The following is a 223-nucleotide window of genomic DNA, read 5'->3' on the forward strand; positions in this document are numbered from 1 at the left end:
GACCGCGGCCCGCTGCTGCAACAGCATCCGGCCCGCCGCGTCGAACAGCAGTACCGAGAACGCCCGGTGCAGCCGTCCGGGCGCGGTATGCGCCTGCCCCACCGGGCACGAGCCGGTCGCCCGGCCCTGCTCGTCCACGAGCTCGACGAGCAGGGCCTCACGGTCGATCGGCGGTGCTCCGGCGCTGTCTTCTGGTGCGGCGGTCACCGCCCCACCTTATCGG

General features: G+C 74.0%; 1 pseudogene. It reads right to left on the reverse strand.

The features are described from left to right. Positions 1-207: pseudogene (locus ON40_RS11670) on the reverse strand (isopentenyl-diphosphate Delta-isomerase); the annotation flags it as partial. Positions 208-223 lie beyond the last annotated feature (16 nt).

Origin of the sequence: Nocardia jiangxiensis NBRC 101359, assembly GCF_000308615.1 — a bacterium.
Lineage (GTDB): Bacteria > Actinomycetota > Actinomycetes > Mycobacteriales > Mycobacteriaceae > Nocardia > Nocardia jiangxiensis.